Source organism: bacterium, assembly GCA_024742285.1.
Taxonomy (GTDB): Bacteria; Myxococcota_A; UBA9160; order UBA9160; family UBA4427; genus UBA4427.
On record JANSYR010000009.1, the window covers coordinates 57,507 to 72,577 of the forward strand.

The 15,071-nt window shown below is 68.9% G+C and carries 10 protein-coding genes; 9 read left to right on the plus strand and 1 reads right to left on the minus strand.

What is annotated here, in order from left to right; all coding sequences use genetic code 11:
• Positions 1-46: 46 nt before the first annotated feature.
• Entirely contained in the window at positions 47-2,380 is a 2,334-nt protein-coding gene (locus tag NXI30_16820) for a thioredoxin family protein (GenBank protein MCR9095886.1), read from the minus strand.
• 416 nt (positions 2,381-2,796) lie between these two features.
• On the opposite strand from NXI30_16820, the gene NXI30_16825 reads away from it, so the two are divergent.
• From NXI30_16825 to lysS, 9 genes are all read left to right on the plus strand, one after another.
• On the plus strand, positions 2,797-4,044 hold the full coding sequence (locus NXI30_16825; GenBank protein MCR9095887.1) for a hypothetical protein: 1,248 nt from the start codon (positions 2,797-2,799) through the stop codon (positions 4,042-4,044).
• Between the two features lie 79 nt (positions 4,045-4,123).
• Complete coding sequence (locus NXI30_16830) at positions 4,124-6,298, plus strand: LamG domain-containing protein (protein ID MCR9095888.1); 2,175 nt, start codon at positions 4,124-4,126, stop codon at positions 6,296-6,298.
• A 74-nt stretch (positions 6,299-6,372) separates the two neighbouring features.
• Positions 6,373-7,935, plus strand: coding sequence for a general secretion pathway protein GspF (locus tag NXI30_16835; GenBank protein MCR9095889.1), 1,563 nt, complete (start codon positions 6,373-6,375; stop codon positions 7,933-7,935).
• Between the two features lie 47 nt (positions 7,936-7,982).
• Positions 7,983-8,450 (plus strand): hypothetical protein, encoded by a 468-nt coding sequence (locus tag NXI30_16840; GenBank protein MCR9095890.1) that lies wholly within the window; start codon positions 7,983-7,985, stop codon positions 8,448-8,450.
• The gene (locus NXI30_16845) at positions 8,447-9,832 is read left to right on the plus strand and encodes a hypothetical protein (protein ID MCR9095891.1); all 1,386 of its coding nucleotides are present in this window, start codon (positions 8,447-8,449) and stop codon (positions 9,830-9,832) included. The genes NXI30_16840 and NXI30_16845 overlap by 4 nt, the downstream gene beginning before the upstream one ends.
• Before the next feature lie 12 nt (positions 9,833-9,844).
• On the plus strand, positions 9,845-11,899 hold the full coding sequence (locus tag NXI30_16850; protein ID MCR9095892.1) for a hypothetical protein: 2,055 nt from the start codon (positions 9,845-9,847) through the stop codon (positions 11,897-11,899).
• Positions 11,900-11,916: 17 nt separating this feature from the next.
• The gene (locus NXI30_16855) at positions 11,917-12,459 is read left to right on the plus strand and encodes a hypothetical protein (protein MCR9095893.1); all 543 of its coding nucleotides are present in this window, start codon (positions 11,917-11,919) and stop codon (positions 12,457-12,459) included.
• A gap of 103 nt (positions 12,460-12,562) precedes the next feature.
• Positions 12,563-13,183, plus strand: coding sequence for a hypothetical protein (locus tag NXI30_16860; GenBank protein MCR9095894.1), 621 nt, complete (start codon positions 12,563-12,565; stop codon positions 13,181-13,183).
• 179 nt (positions 13,184-13,362) lie between these two features.
• Positions 13,363-15,006 carry a lysine--tRNA ligase gene (gene lysS / locus NXI30_16865; protein ID MCR9095895.1) on the plus strand — a complete coding sequence of 548 codons (1,644 nt, stop codon included), beginning with the start codon at positions 13,363-13,365 and terminating at the stop codon, positions 15,004-15,006.
• The last annotated feature ends 65 nt before the right edge of the window (positions 15,007-15,071 follow it).

A 15,071-nucleotide genomic window follows, 5' to 3' on the forward strand; every position in this document is an offset into this window, starting at 1 on the left:
GATGTGCGTCGCAGGCGCGAGGTGGCCTGCCCGCGGCAGATCGCGCTCAGATCCGCTTCGTGGGGCGCGCTTCGTCGATCGCGGCCAGGACTTCCTCGGTCGTGAGGAGCTCCGAGAGGACCCGGGGCGCGTCCGGTCGGTCCGGTGAGTAGACCAGGTAGAGCGGGACCCCGGCCCGGTCGAACTCGGCGAGCTTGCGTCGGATCCCCTCGTCCCGCCGGGTCCAGTCCGCCTCGAAGAGTGCGTATCCGCCGTCGCGGAATGCCGCATGGACGGCCTCGCGGTCCAGGACCGTCGCCTCGTTCATCTTGCAGGTGAGACACCAGTCCGCCGTGAAGACGACGAAGGCGGGGCGCCCGTCTTCGAGGGCGGCCGCGACGGCGCCTTCGGAGTAGGTCGCCCAGGCCTCGGCCTTCGCTTCGGCAGAGGTCGTCTGGTCGGCGGTCGCGACCGGGACGCGGTCGATGCCGATCAGGTTGAACCCGCCGAGGGCGACGCCGGCGATCCCGACCGCCGCGACGCGACCGAGCCAGGCGCTCCGCATCGGCTGCAGCCGACCGAGACAGAAGAGCAGGAAGGCAAGGACGAGGAGCGTGGCCGTCGTTCCGATCACGGCGTCCACCCCGCCGCTCTGCCCGAGCACCCAGAGCAGCCAGACGCAGGTGGCGAGGAGCGAGAAGCCCAGCCCCGACCGAAGCGTGTTCATCCACGGCCCGGAGCGCGGGATGAAGCGCGCGGCCTTCGGCTGGAAGCTCACGATCAGGAAGGGCGAGGCGAGGCCGAGACCGATCGCGAGGAAGATGGCGAAGATGCCGAGCCCGTGACTCGCGAAGGCGAAGCCGACGGCGGTGCCCAGGAACGGCGCCGTGCACGGCGTCGCGAGGACCACGGCGAGCAGGCCTTCGAAGAAGGAGCGTCGCGCGCCGACGGCGTCGTGACCGATCGCGGCGAGTCGCCCCTGCCCGAGATCGATCTCGAAGGCGCCGAAGAGGTTCATGGCGAAGGTGACGAGGACGGCCGCGATGATCGCAACGAAGAGGGGCTCCTGGAACTGGAAGCCCCAGCCGACCGAGTGACCGGCGGCGCGCAGCGCGACGACGACTCCGGCGAGGGCCGTCATCGAGCCGAGCACGCCCGCGCCGTACGCGACGCCGTGCATGCGAACCTCGCGCGGATCCTTCTCCGCCATGTCGGCGACCGCGACGACCTTGATCGCCAGGACCGGCAGCACGCACGGCATGCCGTTCAGAATGAGGCCGCCGAGCAGGGCGAGGCCGATCACCTGGAGCCAGCGGACGAGCGTCGGGGAAGCGGGTTCGGCCGCTGCGGTCGAGGGTCCCGGAATCGGGCGCGTGGCGGCGTCTGCGGGCGGATTCGCCATCGGGGGCGCCGGCGGAGTCACGGCGAGCCCCTTCGCCGTGGCCGTCGTCGCAGGCGGCGACTCGATCTTCGTGTCGATCGCGACGTGGCGAAGCGCGCCGCCGGAAGCGCGGATCGGGATCAAGCCGCGGAGGCGCTCGTCCGTCTTCGGGACGTCCTCGAGTCGCGTCAGGGCGATGTCGACCACGTGTCGGTCCGCGAGGGTCGCTTCCTCCCACTCGAAGAGATCTCCGTCTTGCAGAAGGAAGAGCGAGCCTGCACCGCGCGCGGCGAGGGAGGGGCAGGGCGCTTCGTCGCACGGCGCGAGCTCGAGGCGGACCGTGCCGAGCTCGTCGACTTCCGGTCGGGTGTCGTGCCAGCGGGCCTGGACGCCCAGGCCGAGCTCGCTCGCGCTGACGGGAACTCGGGAGAGGGCCTCGGCGAAGCGACGGTCGATCCAGGTCCGGTCTTCGGGGGCGAGCTCGGGTTCGAGCGGCGAGCGGAGCGCGAAGTCCGCCGGAACGCACTGCGTCCGGCAGACCAGCACGCTCACGTCGGCTTCGACCTGACCGGAGGACGGGTCGGCGTCGCGCGTGATCGGCGCGGAGAGCAGGACGGATCCTTCGTAGCCCCAGGTGGTGAAGAGACCGTCGGCCTCGACGAACGTGAGGGGGGCGGGCCAGGCGACGTCTCCGAACGCGTGACCGTCGGCGGCGAGGCCGAGCTCGGGGGCGATGCCGGTGCCGCCGGGATTCCGCCAGTAGAGGTGCCAGCCCTCGGCGAGATCGAAGAGGACGCCGACGCGGCGTTCGCCCTCGGTGTTCCCGACGAGGAGGCGCGCGCGAACCTGGGGGACGTCGTTCTCGACGACGCCCGAGGCCGTGGCGGAGGCCGGCAGCGTGGGAAGCTCGACCGGGTCCGGGACGGCGCTCAGCTCGAGGGCGCTCGCCTGGACGCCGGACAATAGAAGGAAGAGAGCGGCGATGAGTCCGACGTGGACTCGGCAGGACACAGCGCGCATCGGACGTGGACTCCTTCGCGAGGCCGGGCGGGATCCCGGTCGACTCCCGATATCGGCCGACGCGGGTGCCGAACCTTTGTCCATTTCGCCCCCGCGACCCGAACGACGTGTGACGGATGACCGGGGCAGACACCGACGTGATCCCCCGCACGCAACTGAGGGGCAGCGCGAACACGCCCATGTCTTGGGGGTGAAGTACCGAGGCAGATTCGACTCGTTTTGTGAGGGATGTCGCGAAAAGACCACAATTTAGTGAGCTGGATCACCGAGAAGACCTGTGGCCGGCCGAATGGGGGATGAGCCCCGGCCCTCGCTGCGACTGTTCCTCGGTGGGAGACCGGGCAGTCGCGTGTAGGGGGCGGCCAGATAGCGGGTCTGCTCCTGGGGAGGGGCGGCCAAGACGAGGTCCACCTCCGATGTTCCACGATCGCTCTACGAAGCCGAGCGCCCGTCCGGGCGCGACTTCCTTCGTCGCGTTCCTGCTGACGCTCACCGCGCTCGTCGCTCTCGCCGTTCCGGCGGCGGCGCAGATGGATGACACCGATCGCGCGCGACGCATGCACGACCGCCTCGCGGGCGTCCCGCCGGACGACACCACGCCCATCCCGGGGAGCTCTCCGCCGGAGACCGTGCTCGAGCGCATGACCCGCCACATCGGCGATGGCAACGCGGATCTCGCCGCCGAGATCGCGATGCAGAACCCCAACTTCTACAACGTCGTCCTCAAGAACTGGGTCAAGCCCTGGACCAACGAGGACATGAGCGTCTTCGTGCCGCTCAACGACTACGTGGCCACGGTCATCGGCATGATCCGTGACGACGTCCCCTTCAACACGGTCCTCTCCGAGGACATCATCTACACGGCGCCCAACGGCCTGGTCAATCCGAACTACGAGCAGACCAGTAACGACCACTACGTGGCGCTCGAAGACCAGGGGATCGACCTCTCCAACCCGGCCAACCTGATCCGCCGGACCCAGTCCGGTCTGCCGGGCTCCCAGATGGGTGCGGGCGATACCGCCGGGATCATGACGACGCGCGCCGCCGCCGAGGCCTTCTTCCCGGCCGGCACGAATCGCGCGATGTGGCGCTTCACCTCGCTCAACTACCTCTGCCGTGATCTCGAGGTGATGAACGACATCACCCGTCCCGGCGATCGGATCCGACAGGACGTGACCCGAAGCCCCGGCGGTGACTCGGAGATCTTCCTCAACACCTGCTTCGGCTGTCATGCCGGCATGGACGGTCTCGCCGGCGCCTGGGCCTACTTCGACTGGGACGAGGACCAGGAACGCCTGGTCCACACGCCTGGCCAGGTCCAGGAGAAGTACCTGCTCAACGGCAACACCTTCCCGGCCGGGTACATCTCGACCGACAACAGCTGGATCAACTACTGGCGCGAAGGACCGAATTCGCTCCTCGACTGGCGGGGCGCCTCGGACCGCGGCTTCGGAGCGAAGAGCCTCGGCGCCGAGGTGGCGTCGACGCGCGCCTTCTCCGTCTGTCAGGTCGAAAAGGTCTTCGAGCAGGTCTGTTTCCGCCCGCCGAAGGATCAGGACGACCGCGACGCGATCGAGCTCGCGGCGGACAACTTCGAGCAGGACGGGATCTACAGCATGCGCGGTGTCTTCGCGGAAGTCGCCGAACACTGCATGGACGAGTGAGGAAGCCGACATGAGGACTTCGAATCGCTCGGTCCGCCCGGGCAACTTTGATCACCGCGAGGGGGCGGGAGTGCACGAGATGCACCAGCTCGAAGAACAACGAACCAGGACGTCGCTCTGGACGGCACTCGTGGCGCTGCTGCCGCTCGTCGCCCTGGCCTGCGGCGACTACGGCGCGCCGTCCACGGACGCGACCACGGCTTCCACCACCTTCGGCACCGGGCTGCCCGACGGCCTCTCCGTCGCCGAGCAGGTGACGAGCTTCGAGACGACGGTCTACCCCGTCCTCCGCGCGAATTGCGCGGGTTGTCACGATGCAGCGGGCCCCGGCGCGCCGCGAATCGCTCACGTGGACTCGTCGACGGCATGGTCGGCGGTGGTCGACAACCAGAAGGTGAACTTCTCGGACCTGGCTCAGTCGCGCCTCGTGCGCCGACTCGGCTCCGACCTCCACTTCTGCTGGTCGGACTGTGCGACCGACGCGAATACGATGCTCACGGAGATCCAGAACTGGCAGGACGCGATCGAAGCGTCCGGCGGTTCGACTGCGAGCGTCGACGTGGCGAACCTGACGAGCAACACCCGGACGAGCCTCGACGGCTTCGAAGAAGTCGGCGACGAGCGCTACGAGACCGGTGTCATCGCGCGTTGGGACTTCAAGGAGCTCACGGGCACCGTCGCCGCCGATACCAGCGGTGTCGCGCCGCCGATGGACCTGACCCTCGAGGGCGACGTCGAGTTCATGACGAGCTACGGCATCGACCTCACCGGCGGCCGCGCGATCGCGGACGAGACCTCGAGCCGCAAGTTCTACGACCGCGTCGCGGACGTGGACACCGGCTCCCAGCAGTACACGCTCGAGATGTGGCTCGCGCCGGCGAACATCACCCAGGACGGTCCTGCGCGGATCTTCACCTACTCCCGGTCGACCGGTCAGCGCAACATGATGCTCGGCCAGGTCGCCTATCAGTACATCGCCCGGAACCGAAGCTTCAGCACGGAGACGAACGGCAACGGCAGCCCGGAGCTCGAGACCTACGACGTCGACCAGGACGCGCAGGCGACCCTTCAGCACGTCGTGCTCACCTACGACCAGGTCGCTGGCCGTCGCATCTACGTCGACGGGCGCTGGACCGACGACATCGATGAGACGCCGTCGAGTCGCCTCTGGAACTGGCTCACGAACCAGCAGGTCATCATCGGCAACGAACGCTCCAACGATCGGCCGTGGATCGGCAAGGTCCGCTTCGCGGCGGTCTACGATCGGGTCATGCCGGCGGCTGCCGTTCGCCAGAACTACGAGGCCGGCATCGGAAAGCGCATCACCCTCGCGTTCGACGTGTCCGAGTGGACCGGCGGCAACTCGACGATCGAGTTCTCGCTGACCGAGCTCGACAGCTACTCCTATCTCTTCTGTTCGCCGACGTTCGTGACCGACGTCGGGGCTCCGATCCGCGTCCAGAACATGCGCATCTCGCTGAACGGCGTCGTGCCGGTCTCGGGTCAGGGCTTCACGACGATGGACGCGCTCGTCACGTCCTCGCGACAGCTGCTCTCCCGACAGTGCTCCGTGGTCGGCGGGCTGGTCGATCCGAACACCGACACCTTCCAGCTCTCCTTCGAGCAGCTCGGCATCTTCCAGGAGCCGGTCGTCGCTTCGACGCCGCCGACGCCGGGTGCCGAGGACTTCGGCGACCCGGTGCCGGTCCTCGGTGTCCGGAGCTTCGCTCGCGTGAACGCTTCGATGGCCGCGGTCTCGGGCGTCGATCCCCAGACCGCCGCGGTCGACACGACCTACGACGCGCTCGTCACCCAGCTGCCCGCGACGAACGACCTGCGGAGCTTCGTCTCCGCGAACCAGGTCGGCATCGCGAAGCTCGGCATCGAGTACTGCGACACGATCGTCGAGGACTCCGGGGTCGGGGGCATGCGCGAGACCTTCTTCGAGGGTTCGGCCGGCTTCGGCTGGACCTCGCCGCCGGCGACGGCCTTCGCGGATCCCGCGGACGTCGATCTGATCACGGACCCGATTCTCGACAAGATCGTCGGTGCGGGTCTGCGTGGCATGGTCGGCGGGAACCCCGCCCGCGACGAGGCCGAGGCCACTCTCGACCTCTTGGTCATGGACCTTCTCGGAAGCTGCGGTGGCGCCGGTCCGCCGGTCCAGCCTGCCTGCGATGACGAGTACACGCGCTCCATCGTGAAGGGCCTCTGTACTGCGGCCATCTCGAGCGGCGCCGTCCACATCCACTGATCGATCCCGGGCGGTCGTCCGCGCAAGGACGCGCAGGCGCGTCCTTCGGACCGACTCCCTCGCGGAGGAACGACATGAAACCCCTGAAGCGACTGAAGAAGACGCCCAAGTTCGAGGGCCGTGGCAAGGAGAGCGACGCGCCGATGTTCCATCCGGATCATCCGCGCCCGGTCTCGCGACGGCAGTTCCTCGGGCAGGGATTCATCACCGGTGCGGCCACGATCGCCGCTCCTTCGATGCTCTCGATGCTCGGTGCTCGCGAAGCGGCGGCTCAGGCGAGCTGCTCGCTGACCGGCGCCGGCGCCGGCCTGGTCCCCTTCATCGCGATCGATCTCGGCGGTGGTGCGAACATCGCGGGCTCGAACGTGAGCGTCGGCGGCCCGGGTGGGCAGGAAGACCCGATGACCGAAGAGGGCTACGAGCGGCTCGGACTGCCTCTCGACATGACGCCCTTGAACGGCGCGATCGATTCCTACGACCGGACGATGAACCTGCGCTTCCACTTCGACTCGGCGTTGATGCGCGGGATCCTGGATCGCGCCGATCCGGTCCTCACGCTGCCGAACGTGGAGGGCGTGATCGTTCCGTCGCGCTCTTCGAACGACACGCAGAACAATCCGCTCAACCCGATGTACGGGATCGCCCGGTACGGTGCCGATGGCGGGCTGCTCCGCCTGATCGGTTCGGCGAACTCCGAATCCGGCGGTCGCAGCATGGCGCCGGCCTCGCTGGTCGTGCCCGAGTGGCGGCCGACGAAGATCGATCGTCCGGACGACGTCACCGGTCTCGTCGACACGGGCAAGCTCCCGCTCCTGCTCGGTACGGACGGTGCCGGGCAGGTGGCCGACGCGATCCAGGCGCTCTCCGCCCTCAAGGTCGAACAGATCAACGAGGACGCGGCGGTCAAGGATCTCGTCAACTGTGCCTACCAGCAGAGCAACGATCTGATCACGCTCTTCGGCAGTCCCGACGCCCTGGATCCGCGGCTCGATCCGGTCATCTACGACCCCGATCCGGCGAACCCGAGCGGCGCGATCTTCTTCGGGGACGACTTCGACGAGAGCGAGTTCCGAAAGACCGCCTCGGTCATGAAGCTCGTCTGTGAAGGCCACGCTGGTGCCGGCACCATCGAGATGGGCGGCTACGACTACCACGGCGGCACGCGTTCGCGCGGTGAGCTCAAGGACTTCACTGCCGGCCAGTGCATCGGCGCGATCCTCGAGTACGCGCGCCGCAACCCGCTCGTCGGTGACGTGATGATCTATCTCTTCACCGACGGCTCGCTCTCTTCGGACGGCCAGATCGACAACTCCGCGGACGGACGCGGCAAGGGCGCCTGGCAGTCGGACAACTCGAACACGGCCTGCGGCGTGTTCCTGGTCTACCGCCAGTCGGCGAAGCCGGACCTCGTGCCGGCCTTCGCGACCACCCGGCAGATCGGGCACTTCCGAACGAGCGGCACCGTCGAGACGGGCGCGAACCCGGTCGCCAACAATCCCGAGGCGCTCGCCCAGCTGGCGATCCTCAACTACATGGCGCTCCACGGATCGACCGCCGGTGACTTCAACACGCTCTTCCCGGGCAACGCCCTGGGAACGGAGGCCGCGAACCTGATCGCGTTCACGCAGATCAGATAGCGCCACGGCCTTGCATCCGCGCGAGGAGCGCGGATCAGGAGGGGACCATGCAGCAGACGGACGGCGCCGCGCCGGCCTGGCTCTTTTCTTTCGTCGATCTGGCATTCCTGATGCTGATCGCGATGACCCAGCTCGCGCCCGATCCGGGTGCGAAGATCCCGAACCTCGGCGAGATGATCGTCCCGAAGGTCGGCGCTGCCGCGTCGACCGAGATGGGCGACAGCGCGGCGGAGGTCTGGCAGCTCCGCGTCCATCCGCCGCAAGAGGAAGCATCGAGCCCCTACGAGCTCGTGCGCGTCATGGGTGGTGAAGTCGCGGAGGAAGGTGTGCGGATCGAAGCCGACGCGCTTCGTGTGCAGCTCGCGGACCTGAAGGCGGGCAGCCTGGCGAAGCCGATGCTCGCGCCGCACGAGGACTCCCGGAGCCAGGACATGCTCGAGGCCGCCGCCATGCTCGAAGAGCTCTGGCCGGGTCGGCGTCGCGTTGCCGTCAATCGGGTCTTCGATCGCGGATGAGCAGCTGGCGCGTTCATCGCCACTACGGCTTCGGTGCCGCGCGGATCCCCCTGCACGCGCGACCGCTTCGCGCGAAGGCCGGCGGCTTTCGCGAAGGCGTGTCGACGATGTTCTGGGAGTTCTTCCAGGGCAGTCCGCTCGTCGTGGCGCGTCGGATCGTCGCGCACACGCCGGCGCTCGCCCTGGGCTTCCTGATCCTCGCGACCTTCGTCACGACGCTGACCCGGGACCACTCCGACACGTCGGACATCGAAGTGGTCATGTTCCAGACGCCCGTCGCGCCGCTCGAGGAAGAGCTGCCGCCGCCGATCGAGGTCGCCGAGGTCGAGCCGCCGCCCCCGCCGCCCGAGCCCGCGAAGCCCGAACCCCCGCCGCCTCCGAAGCCGAAGCTGGCCGAGAAGCCGCCGCCGCCTCCGAAACCGGAGAACGTCAAGCCGAAGCCGCGTCCGAAGCCCGTGATCCCGCAGATCGCGAAGGTCGAGCCGCCGCCCCCGCCCCCGAAGCCGCGCATGGAGCGACCGAAGCGGGAGATGCCGAAGCTCGCGCCGAAGCCGCGGGTGGCGATCGATCGGATGAAGGCGCCGCCGAAGAAGGCCCCGGCTCCCGAGCGGATCGCGCGGGCCAGCCGTGCGCCGAAGCCCGAGATGGCCCGCGTCGCGCCCGCTTTGACGGCGCCCGCGGCGCCGGCGTACGAGGCGCCGCCCCCGCCGGAGAAGCAGTTCCGCGTCGCGACCGCCCGCCCCACGGCGGGAGCGCGGCCGCGCCCGATGCCCGGTCTCGCGCCCGCGCCGGCCCAGCCGAAGGTGGCGCCGCCGCCGCCCGGACCGCGCCCGGATCGGACCCGCGCGCCTGCGCCGAGTCAGGCTCGACGACCGCGCGCGCCGGCTCCGGCGATGGCCGCGGCCGCCGTCCCGAACAAGCCGCGCCCGTCGCTGCCCGCCCCCGGTCGAACCGAGCGGACCGCCCCGAAGGCGCAGGCTCCCCGCCGGGCCCCGCGCCCGGCCGCGGCCCCCGCTCGGGCGCCCAGGATGCCCGTCGCCCCGCCGCCGCAGCTCGCGGCGCGTCAGGGGCGGTCTGCGCCGACTCAGGCGCCGTCTGAAGGTGTTCGCCCCGGTGTGGCCGGAGTCCCCCTCGGCTCGCTCGCTGCCTGTGTCAGCGACCGCGAAGAGGATCGCCTCAAGCAGGCGGTCGTCGCGGCCGTAAAGACGCAGGAGGAGTGTGTAAGTCGAAAGGGCACCTATCGATTCGTCGAGACCAAGAACCTGAATGCGTTCTTGATGTGGATCGATCGGGGGGCCGGGGGCGCAGCGGGCGATCGCTGCGACGAGCTTCGTAATGCACTCGAGTGTCTCGAGAGCGCCGGCCTTCGTGCGGCGCGTTAGAGGGAAAACGCGATGACATCCAACCCGATCCGCATCCTCGGCCTGACCGCGACCGTCCTGGTCGCGCTCTTCCTGGCCGTCGGCACGGCGCACGCCAACCAGCCGACCTGGGATGACTACCTCGACTTCGCCTACGTCTTCAGCTCTTCCGACGCGGAACAGCTGATGGATCGGCTCGACGGCTATGCGGCCGAGATCGGGCTGCCCCTCGACGCGTACATCAAGCGGACGATCGAGGACCGCGAGGCGAAGGGCGGCGAGGACTCGTCGGTCACGCGTCGCCGCGCGATCGCGCAGCTCCTCCAGTACCTCTCGACGCGCGAGCCCGCCGAGCTCGACAAGAGCGTCGACACGATCGAGATCTTCGCGGACGAGAACAGCCGGCACGAAGATCGCTACTGGTACCACTACATCCACGCCCACCGCGCCCTCGAGCGGGGCAGCGACTCCGACTTCGTCCAGCACGTTCTCGCGCTCTGGATGGACGTGGTCGTTCCGCTCGAGTCGCCCTTCGAGACCCTCCAGGCCCTCTCGCTCTCGCAATCGGCGAACTCGGGCTTCGTTTCGGCCCTGCCCTACGTCTTCGAGAACGTTGCCCGGCTCACCCTCCTGCGCAGCCAGGAGATGGGCATGAGCATCGGCCTCGACCCGCTCGCCTCGGTCGTCCGGCTCCTCGCGGACCAGCGCGTCGGCGCGCACCCCGAAGTGATTCCCGTCGAGGCCTCCGTTCGCGACTACCTCGAGCGCATCATCAACCGTCTCGAAGGTCCCGAGTCCGATGGCGGCAGTTTGACCTTCACCCTCGTCCTCTTCGAGGCGACCAAGCTCCACGACGAGAGCCGAGGTCTGCTCGCGAGCGAGGGACTCTCCGACAAGACGATCGCTTCGATTCGCGCGGCCTCGTCCGCCTACGGTCGGGCGATCGACCTGGCGGAGACGCCGTCGGGTCAGTCGGCGGTCTACACCCGGGTGCTCCGCCAGATGGGCGAGGTGTTCGCCGCGAAGCAGCGCCTCGGGGTCGACCCCGACGTCGAGGTTCCGTTCACGATCGAGGGCGCGCTCCAGGTCTACGGCATGCTCCATGAGGCCCGCGACGGCGGCTGGGCGAAGCTCGGCTTCCGCACGAGCGGCTACGAGAGCTATCTCGAGTCGATGCGCGGTCTCTGGGAGGAGATCCAGGAGGCGACGCTCAACAGCGCCGACTACTACCTGTCCCGCGCCCTCGAGGATCCGGCCCGGAGCTCGGACCTGACCCGGAACGCCGCGCGGCTCTACGCCCGCTACCTGGCTCACTTCGACCGCTACGCGACGGCGGACGCGACGGACTACGTCCCGGACTCCGCCTACTTCGCCGCCTACGAGGCGGCGCGCGGATACGGTGACGCGTTCGTGGCCTACGGCTTCGCGAACCCGGGACCGGCGGAGATCCAGCTCGCGGTCGAGCGCTATCAGCTCGCCCTGCGCGCCTATCCCTTCGACCGTACGCTCTGGCCGGCGCTCACGACGGCCCTCGAGCGGCGGGGCCGCGCCAACGACTTCCTGGCGCTCGCCCGACCGATCGCCGAGACGGTCGCCGGCTCGCGTCACGCCGCGTCCTGGATCGCGCAGAACGGCGCGGGTTCGCGCACGATCGCGACCTTCCGCAAGGGGCTCGGGGACGAGCTCGTGCTCATGTACATGGGCTTCGCGGACGCGACGGGTCTCGCCGAGCTCGAGAAGAGCCTCGACGATCTCAAGACGCGCCGCGGGCAGCTTCGGAGCAAGCTCGACCAGCTGGCTTCCCGCCGCGATGCGAACCAGCGCGGCAACCCCGGCCCGGCCGCGATGGGCGCCGGCGAAGGCGAATCGACCGTCGCCTTCGGGACCGCCGAGTCGCGGCGAATCGCGCGCGAGCTCGAGGACGGGGGCCGTCAGCTCTCGAAGCTCGAGAAGCAGATCGCGGCGCGCGCTCGGGCGCTTCCGCTCTTCCGCGCGGTCGTCGAGAGCAAGGAGCTCGCCCCGGATCTGCGCAGCCAGCGCCAGCACCCGGTCCACACCCTTCTCCGCCGCCTCTACCACGAAGGCTAGGAAGCGAGGAACGAGAGATGACGATGATTCGAACCCACGCGCTCCGCGCACTCGCCTGCCTGGCGATCGTTCCCTTCCTCGCTTGTGCGGGTGGAGGCGAGCCCGACTTCGAGGCGATGGAAGCGGCGTCCGGCGTCGAGGAGGCGCCGCTCGGGGGCGAAGCCCTCGCCCAGCGCCGGATGGATCTCGACCGCGCCTGGCGCGACCTCATGCACTTCGAGGCGACCATGGAGAGCATGGTCGACCGCAAGGACAGTCGATCGGTCGCGCTCCTCGACGGCTTCCTCGACGAGTACATGGGCACCCATCTCGCCGCGCTTCTCCGCCCGCAGTGGCAGAGCAGTCATCCCGAGGTGATGGCCCTCGATGCGAACCTGCGCTTCCTGCAGGCCGAACTCTTCGCGCAGATGCGGTACACGCGTCGGGTGCAGGAGTCGATCGAGGACATCGAGAATCGCTTCCTCGGTCGCGAGGGCATGCTCGTCGAGTATCCGCGCGGAGAGCAGCGACCCCTCGGTGAAGCGCTTCAGATGCTCCGCGATCGCAAGTGGTCGAGCTGAGCGCCGATCCCAACTCACGAGAGGCGCTGATGGCTCCATCCAAGGAGCGCTGAAGGCTCCCTCCGAATCCAGACGACCTGCGTAGCACGCAAGGGGAATCCGAATGCTCGGTGATGAAACGATGACCTTCCTGGTGACGGGCGTAGCGCTCGCCGCCGTCTGTGTTCCCTTCTTCCAGGGGATCCGTATCTGTCTCGCGGGTTGGGCGGCGACGCGCCGCGTGCCCACCGAAGAGCTGCGCAAGAACCGCCCGGCGGACGACGGCAAGACTGAGCCGCTGGCCTGCCTGATGCTGCGAGTGCTCCAGAAGTCGCTCCGCGACGGCGAGCGCGAAGGGCAGCCGGCGGATTTCGTCTTCGATGCGACGCGTCAGTACGTCGTGAACGAGTACGAGCACAACTACGCACGGCTGATCACCATGTACGCGAGTCTGCTCCCGCCGATCGGCTTCATCGGGACGACCGGCGGCATGTTGATCCTCTTCCTCTCGATGCATCTCGCCGACGACTCCCTCGAGCTCGGCGCGCTCGCGATCGCGCTCACGTCGAGCGTCTTCGCTCTCGTCGCCTACGCGGCGCTCGAAGGCCTGAAGATCCGGATCTACGCGCGTCTCCTCGAGTCGCTCCGCGACGTGGAGGTGCTGTATCAGAAGGCCGACGCGCGCCGTGAGCAGGCTTCGGCCGATCGCTCGGCGAAGCCGTTGGGTGCGCCCGCTTCCGCCTGATCGGATCGCACCGCCGCGAGGCGGTGTCCTCCGCGAGGCGTGAAGCGAAGGCGCCGACGTCCGCGAGCGAACGGCGCGCGCGGCCTTCTGATCCCTCGCGACCTCCGGCCGCCGCGGGGCGCGCTTCTTGCCTTTCCCCCCGCGCCTGCTTAACTCCGGCCCTCGGAGGCGCAGGACGCGTGGGCAAGCCTGATTTCGATCCCTATTTCTCGCATTGGGCCGACGTTGCTGCGCGCAAAGTCGTCGCCGCCCATCCCCGTGAAGAGGGCGACGAACGCCCCATCGTCTGCGCGGCCGGGATCACGCCCTCGGGCGTCGTCCACATCGGGAACTTCCGCGAGGTCATGACCGTCGACCTCGTCGCCCGCGCGCTGCGCGACCAGGGGATCCCGGTGCGTTTCATCTATTCGTGGGACGATTTCGACGTCTTTCGCAAGGTGCCGAAGGACGCGCCGCAGCAGGAGATGCTCGCCGAGAACCTGCGGCGGAGCGTGGCGGACGTGCCGGATCCGTTCGCCGACGAGAAGGCCGAACCCGCGGACTCCTACGCGAGCCACCACATCGCGGCGTTCGAATCGAGCCTCGCGCCGCTCGGGATCGCACCGGAGTTCATCCGCCAGTCGAAGGCCTACCGCGCCGGGACCTATGCCGAAGGGATCCGCAAGGCGCTCCAGGACAAGGACGTGATCCGCGGCGTCCTCGACGAGTTCCGCAAGGAGCCCCTGGCCTCCGATTGGCTTCCGCTCGCGGGCTTCTGTCCGGCCTGCGGCCGAGACGATCTCGACTTCACCTGGGATGGCGACTGGACCGTCGATCTCCGCTGTCGGGACTGCGAGACCGAGTCGCGCGTGGATCTGCGCGAGGGCGGAAACGTGAAGCTGCCCTGGCGGATCGACTGGCCCATGCGCTGGGCGTACGAAGGCGTCTGCTTCGAGCCCGGCGGCAAGGACCACAGCTCCGCCGGCGGCTCCTACGACACGGCGAAGAAGATCGTGGGACCGGTCTACGACGGCTGGGCGCCGGAGTACGTGCCCTACGACTTCGTCCGGATCAAGGGGCGGGGCGGCAAGATCTCGAGCTCCGCCGGTGAGGCCGTCACGGTCGCCGACGCGCTCCAGGTCTACGAGCCGGAGATGCTCCGCTGGATCTTCGCGAGCCAGCGCCCCAACTCCGAGTTCCAGATCAGCTTCGACCTCGACGTGATCAAGCTCTACGAGGACTACGACCGCGCGATCGCCACGGCCTACACCCCGGACGACGGGAGCAAGAAGGACAAGAAGCGCCAGATCGTGCGGCGGACGATCGAGCTCTCCTCCACGGCCGGCCTTCGCATCTCAGCGGACGACGTGCCGATTCGGGTGCCTTCGTTCCGGCCGCTCTCGATGATCCTGCAGATCTACGACGGCGACGTGGAGCGGGCGCTCGCGTGGTACGAGGAGACGGGCGAGGTCGCGACCGACGCCGAGCGCGCGCGTTTTCGTATGCGCGCGGAGCGCGTCTGGAACTGGATCGTCGACTTCGCGCCGGACGAGTTCCGCTACCGGATCCGCGAGACGCCGGGCGACGCGACCCTCGAGGGCGAGCCCCGCCAGATCCTCGAGCGCCTGGTCGGCGTCCTCGAGGCGGATCCGGAGATCGCCGAAGACGCGCTGATCGGACACCTGAAGACGCTCTGCGACGGAACGTCGCTCGGTCCGAAGGAGTTCTATCCCTACGCGTACGAACTCCTGATCGCGCGCGAGAAGGGGCCGAAGTTGTCCACCCTGATCACGGCGATGGGCAGCGCGCGGGCACTGCCGCTGCTCCGGGCCGGGCTGGCCTGATCGAGCGGCCGCCGCCGATTCCTCCACGGGCCGCGCGAGGCGCTCGCCCGGGGGCTCGAGGCTCT

Excerpts from the sequence above, each read along its gene's own strand:
- NXI30_16820 (MCR9095886.1), bottom strand. The coding sequence starts at position 2,380 with ATGCGCGCTGTGTCCTGCCGAGTCCACGTCGGACTCATCGCCGCTCTC.
- NXI30_16825 (MCR9095887.1), top strand. The coding sequence starts at position 2,797 with ATGTTCCACGATCGCTCTACGAAGCCGAGCGCCCGTCCGGGCGCGACT.
- NXI30_16830 (MCR9095888.1), top strand. The coding sequence starts at position 4,124 with ATGCACCAGCTCGAAGAACAACGAACCAGGACGTCGCTCTGGACGGCA.
- NXI30_16835 (MCR9095889.1), top strand. The coding sequence starts at position 6,373 with ATGAAACCCCTGAAGCGACTGAAGAAGACGCCCAAGTTCGAGGGCCGT.
- NXI30_16840 (MCR9095890.1), top strand. The coding sequence starts at position 7,983 with ATGCAGCAGACGGACGGCGCCGCGCCGGCCTGGCTCTTTTCTTTCGTC.
- NXI30_16845 (MCR9095891.1), top strand. The coding sequence starts at position 8,447 with ATGAGCAGCTGGCGCGTTCATCGCCACTACGGCTTCGGTGCCGCGCGG.
- NXI30_16850 (MCR9095892.1), top strand. The coding sequence starts at position 9,845 with ATGACATCCAACCCGATCCGCATCCTCGGCCTGACCGCGACCGTCCTG.
- NXI30_16855 (MCR9095893.1), top strand. The coding sequence starts at position 11,917 with ATGACGATGATTCGAACCCACGCGCTCCGCGCACTCGCCTGCCTGGCG.
- NXI30_16860 (MCR9095894.1), top strand. The coding sequence starts at position 12,563 with ATGCTCGGTGATGAAACGATGACCTTCCTGGTGACGGGCGTAGCGCTC.